The 4,708-nt window shown below is 61.1% G+C and carries 8 protein-coding genes; 1 reads left to right on the top strand and 7 read right to left on the bottom strand.

Annotated elements, in window-relative coordinates:
* Positions 1-185: transposase (locus AC5JJ6_RS42270; RefSeq protein WP_496047811.1), on the top strand; the 185-nt coding region annotated here is incomplete at its 5' end.
* A gap of 45 nt (positions 186-230) precedes the next feature.
* Here the strand turns inward: AC5JJ6_RS42270 and AC5JJ6_RS42265 are convergent.
* The 7 genes from AC5JJ6_RS42265 to AC5JJ6_RS42235 form a co-directional block, all read right to left on the bottom strand.
* Positions 231-758, bottom strand: coding sequence for a hypothetical protein (locus AC5JJ6_RS42265; RefSeq protein WP_496047810.1), 528 nt, complete (start codon positions 756-758; stop codon positions 231-233).
* Positions 759-920: 162 nt separating this feature from the next.
* A complete protein-coding gene (locus AC5JJ6_RS42260) occupies positions 921-1,187 on the bottom strand; it encodes a hypothetical protein (RefSeq protein WP_496047809.1) in 267 nt (88 codons plus the stop codon).
* 647 nt (positions 1,188-1,834) lie between these two features.
* Positions 1,835-2,011, bottom strand: a complete 177-nt coding sequence (locus AC5JJ6_RS42255) for a hypothetical protein (RefSeq protein ID WP_496047808.1) — start codon at positions 2,009-2,011, stop codon at positions 1,835-1,837.
* Positions 2,012-2,350, bottom strand: coding sequence for a hypothetical protein (locus AC5JJ6_RS42250; protein WP_496047807.1), 339 nt, complete (start codon positions 2,348-2,350; stop codon positions 2,012-2,014).
* A gap of 999 nt (positions 2,351-3,349) precedes the next feature.
* Positions 3,350-3,685 carry a hypothetical protein gene (locus AC5JJ6_RS42245; protein ID WP_496047806.1) on the bottom strand — a complete coding sequence of 112 codons (336 nt, stop codon included), beginning with the start codon at positions 3,683-3,685 and terminating at the stop codon, positions 3,350-3,352.
* Between the two features lie 32 nt (positions 3,686-3,717).
* Entirely contained in the window at positions 3,718-3,954 is a 237-nt protein-coding gene (locus AC5JJ6_RS42240; RefSeq protein WP_496047805.1) for a hypothetical protein, read from the bottom strand.
* A 147-nt stretch (positions 3,955-4,101) separates the two neighbouring features.
* A complete protein-coding gene (locus AC5JJ6_RS42235) occupies positions 4,102-4,644 on the bottom strand; it encodes a hypothetical protein (protein WP_496047804.1) in 543 nt (180 codons plus the stop codon).
* Between the last annotated feature and the right edge of the window lie 64 nt (positions 4,645-4,708).

Below are 4,708 nucleotides of genomic sequence, written 5' to 3'. Positions count from 1 at the left end.
GGGACGGGCGCTTCCTGCCGAACAGGATCAGATGGGTTGTGGAGCGGCTGTTCGCCTGGCTCAGCCGCTACCGGCGGCTCAACATCGTCTACGACCGCGCCGCCGACCTCTTTGCCGGGCACATCTGGATTGCGATGATCTCCATCATCTCACGGCGGATCGTCGCACAAACCCAAGCGCAGTAAGGGGTTTATTCGCATACAGCGTCTTACTCTTTGCGGAAGCTACTTTCATCTCTCAATTTGGTCGGTGGGCTGTGCGGCTCTGCGCCAATCCGCAAGCTTTCGTAACTGCTGCGGTTCAAGCGGTCCTTTGATCCTGTTCGCCCGGCGCGAGATGGTGACAACGTTCCCGCGCACATACGCTAGCTGAGGGATGATCCTATCCACGGAGGGCGATCCGGCGACAACACGAGGTTGGCTGCCGTCAGGTGTTGTCCTGCCCTCGTAGATCAGACGAATCTCCAACGCCGGGCGGTTATCTACCGCAAGCGGAAGCAGATCATCCAACGTCAGTGCGAACGGTACCTGAAAGCGCTTCGCTCGGCTCTTAGCCGCTTCGAGCATAACCGAGCAGAGGAACCGTTTGGCGTCGCGCACCATGCGTTCCGCCCGGTTCCGAACCGCGATGTCGTGGTGCCGCGCCCATTCATCCGGCCCGAAGTTGCCGCGCCGTTCAGCCTGCTTTTGGCGATTACATTCCTTACAACACGAGGCCGGACCACGAGCGGTGTTGGAGAACGCATCGATGGGCAGCAAACGCTCGCACACACAACATGTCTTTTCAGTCAGCCCGTCCCATTGCATCCGCTTTCGGCGGTTCTCGCAATCGCAGCAGCATCGGCGGTAACCATCCCCCTTTCGATTAAAGGCCGACACAGCTTTCGCAAGGCCACACTGCCGCGGGTCTTTGCGGTGACGTCAAGCATGCATGACTTCCAGCCAGGTTGCGATGCGCTCAATCTCGGCAAGAGTGGCGTCTGACTTACAAGCGTTTGCACGAAAGCTGATCACCGCGATATTGCCGGCCACATAGCCGCGTTCCGGGATAACGCGATCCAGGCTTGCCGTATGATCATGTCTCTTCCTCTCATCTAAAGCCGCACCCTGCCCATAATCCAGAGCAACGCCGAGAACGGAGCAATGGCTTGTGACAACCGCGGCTAATTCGGCCTTGATGATGGTCAACGGGATGCCTGCACGCTCGGCATCGCGCTTTCGACTACGCTAAGATCGGCTGATCCAAACCGCGATCTGTGATCGGGGCCAATCAGATTGTCGCGCGATCGTCAGGCTTCGCATATGAGCAAGATGGCAATCCTTCCCGCAGAAATTGAGAGCCGATACCTTGGAGGGACGGCGAGTGATCTCCCGTTCGCACCACGAGCACGCCAACTGCACATCCCCGCCGCGCCAGTTGTGATGCGCTGAGCCTGACCGTGCAATGGCTCGATTGCTGCACCGAATGGAACAGAACTTGCGCTCGCGCCTAGCCGTTGGCTTGTAGGTGAAGTGGGCACCACATGCACATGTCAACTCACGGACTGGGTGCTCGAACCTTGGGTGGTTGAAGCCGGCCACGGCTCCAGTGTCGCGCATCCAAGTGCCATAACAAGCCAAACTGCAAAACAGCCTCTTCGCCCATGACGGCGGAACTTGCTCAACCTTGCCGCACTGCTTGCATTTCCGCGCAACAGGCATTCGCCTGATCTCTCATTCCGGTAGAAACAGGCCAGCAGACATAGATCGGCCGAGCCGTTGGTCTTTGTCAAAGGCAACTGGCTCAAGCCGTTCGTGCTGATGGATGCCGAGCACTTCTTGCGCCTGGTGTCGCGCTAGGCCTCGCGCTGCAGGCAGCTGATCGCGGCGGCGATGCTGCCCTGCTGCAGCGCTTCGAGTGCCTTGCCCGTGAGATAGCTGGCCCGCCAGGCGATGGCCACGTCCTCGGCAGTGATCGAGGGCGTGGTCTCTGGTGCCGGCGGTACCGTGGTCTCAGGTACCGGCGGTGCCATCTATTCGCTGCGCGGCTTACGCGCAGAACGCGGTTGCATGTGGTCGGTGTTGCCGAAAGGCGCGCTGACGAGATCGGCCCGGCGGTAATGCTTCCCATTCAGTATGACGTCGATCTGGTCCTTGTCCTTGTAGCTCGACCGCTTGATGCGGCCGGTATACGTGTTCATGCCAGGCGTGCGGCAGCGGACCACACCGACGCGGTTGATTTCGTAGTCGGATGCCTGCGGGATCTGGCGCCAGTGTTCGCCAGGTGGTGTTGGCCGCGGATCGGCCTTCGAGGTGCGCGGCTTCCGGCTTGGTCCTTGGTAGTCGGCCTGGTCACCCCATGTCGCGGCCACCAGCTCGCTGACGCGGAATGTCCTCCGGCTCGGTCCGCCAGGTGGCCCGTTGAGGTAACGCCGGTTATCTCCAGTCCCGACCAGGTGGACATGCCAGGCGTGAGCCGGCGCACACGGCCCTGCCGCGTGCATTCATAGTCCGAGTCGCGAACAATGCGACGCCAGTCGGGATCGCGCTCCGGCACTTGCGGCGCCGGGCGCTCTCCTATGTTGGTTGCGACATGGCGGTTAAAGATGTGGTCGGGCCGGTCAGACATGGCGCAATCTAGCGAGCGGGCTTTGCCCACTCGATCACAATGGGACAAGTTAGCTCTCGATCCACATTCAATTCGAAACGCGTTCTCTCTGTCTCATCTCTCGCCCTCACTCGCTCTGCTGCGCAGCGCTCATGAGTGCGGCTGCATCCCGATCTCTCTCGCTCAGCTGTCGCTGCGCTTCGAACCGATCAGGCGCAGCGAGGTCTGGCCTGTTTTCAGAGAGAACCGAACGCTTCATTTCCCCCCACACCATCTTCAAAAGAAAAGGGTGTGGGAGGAAGCGATGATGTGTCTGTTTGTTTTCCGAGCCGAACCAGAACGCTGCAGCAGTCGCTTCGCCGTGTTACCGGCAACAGGCGGTTTCCCGGTACCTGTATGCGCGACCAAACTTCCCCGGCCGAAGCCGGAAACGGTCAGGGTGTTGATGCCACCCTACTCCATCGCAGAGGCCGTGCCGTAACCCTACGATGCTGACGCTTGGGCAATCCGCAACCCATAGCGCCATTTTTGTATGCCTTGCACGGTCAGCTCGTCCGTCACCGGCTACCTGGGTCCTGATGCAGGGTGGTGGGCCACTACAGCCGCGCCACCGACAGGTCAGATGGGTGGTTGGGGATGCATCCCAGCGGACGGTTTGATCCATCGCCGCTCTGCCCGGCGGGCCACCGAACGCGTTCAGCCCTGCATCTTATGGTTTAGTTTCTTCCTTCAATTTAGCCTATCGAACCCAAGCTTGTCGAGCTTAGTCGTGGCGCTGCTCGCGCATCCACGCTTCCATCAGGAAGCGGAACTCGGCCGGGCGAATCGGGTCGCCTCGGTAGCTGTCGGTGCCAAGGCAGCGCAGCCTATTGTTACTCAGGCCAAGCGGGCTGAGCAGCCGGCGTACATCATCGCTATGCAGCCGAGCACCAATGCCAAAGGTCACTAATGCACGGCGCAGGTCGTCACGCTCGGCGCGGGTCATCAGTGTCGATGGTGCTGGCATGGTGCTCCCCTCATTGCTTCCCCCTTTGGCTTTGGCGGCCTGGTTCAGCATGACGGCCACGGCGCCTGCAGAGCGCCGCCGGTAGGCCGCCATCCCAAACTTCGTTGCCGGCCTGTGGCGGCTTCCTACTCGCGCGGATGGCCTGCGCCACGGACATGCAGCCAGGCGAGGAAGGCCAGCCGCCGGCCTTCAGTCAGCGCATCGAGCTTCTGCTGTGCCTGTGTGCAGGCGGCCTGACGCTCGGGATCGTCCGGCTTCGCCTGTAAAGCGATCTCGGCCGACTTCAGCGCCATTACGGCTTTCATCCGCGGGCTGTTGAAATCTCGGATGGCCTGCGCCTCCGAACCTTTGTCGTCCCGCAAGGCACGGTCGAAACCAGGCCCGGGACTAAGGTGATCCACAGGCCCAAATTCGACCGCTGCGGACAATCTACCCGACTGTTGGACTGAGCCCTTCGTGTCAGAATCGATCTGGTCAGCCAGTTCGGCGTATTCTGAAGCAGTTGGCAGCTAAACCTCAGTCTGCTCTTGAGGTGCAGCGGCACTTTCCGGGCTGGTTGTCCCTATACCCGTCTGTGGCCCTGTGGATTGCTGCATCTCGCGTGCCGCCTGCCGGGCACGCTCCCGCTGGTCACGGGCAGCCTTCCGCATCTCGGCCGTTTGCAGGATGCCCTTCCATTTGACCTTCCAGGCAGCGGCCAGGTCGGCGGCAAACATCCGCACATAGACCAGGCCGCTGGTCCGGCCGCGAACCAGATACCGGCGCAGCTCGATCCGGATGCTTTCCCAGAGGTCCGGGTCCTGGCTGAAACCCGCGGCATAGCGCAGCTCGTCATCGCTATCAGGCAGGCCGCAGCCGGTCTCTAGGCAGCAGGATGCATGCAACTGCTGCAGAGCACCGGCCAGGTAGGGATCGCGCCGGAAAAGCGCCTGGTAGGTGACGCCCTTGAGGGTGGCAATCGTCATCCACGCGCGCGGAAACGAGAACATGTTCGCGTCTGCCGGCACGGGATCGTCAATGACTTCGAGGTCGGTGGAATAGGTGGTCGCCAAGGGTGCTCTCCTTAGTGTCCGTCCGGGATCATATTGTTCTTCGGCATAGCCTTCGCAGCATGAG

The organism is Skermanella sp., from assembly GCF_059503625.1.
This window is presented reverse-complemented; position numbering and strand designations above follow the sequence as displayed.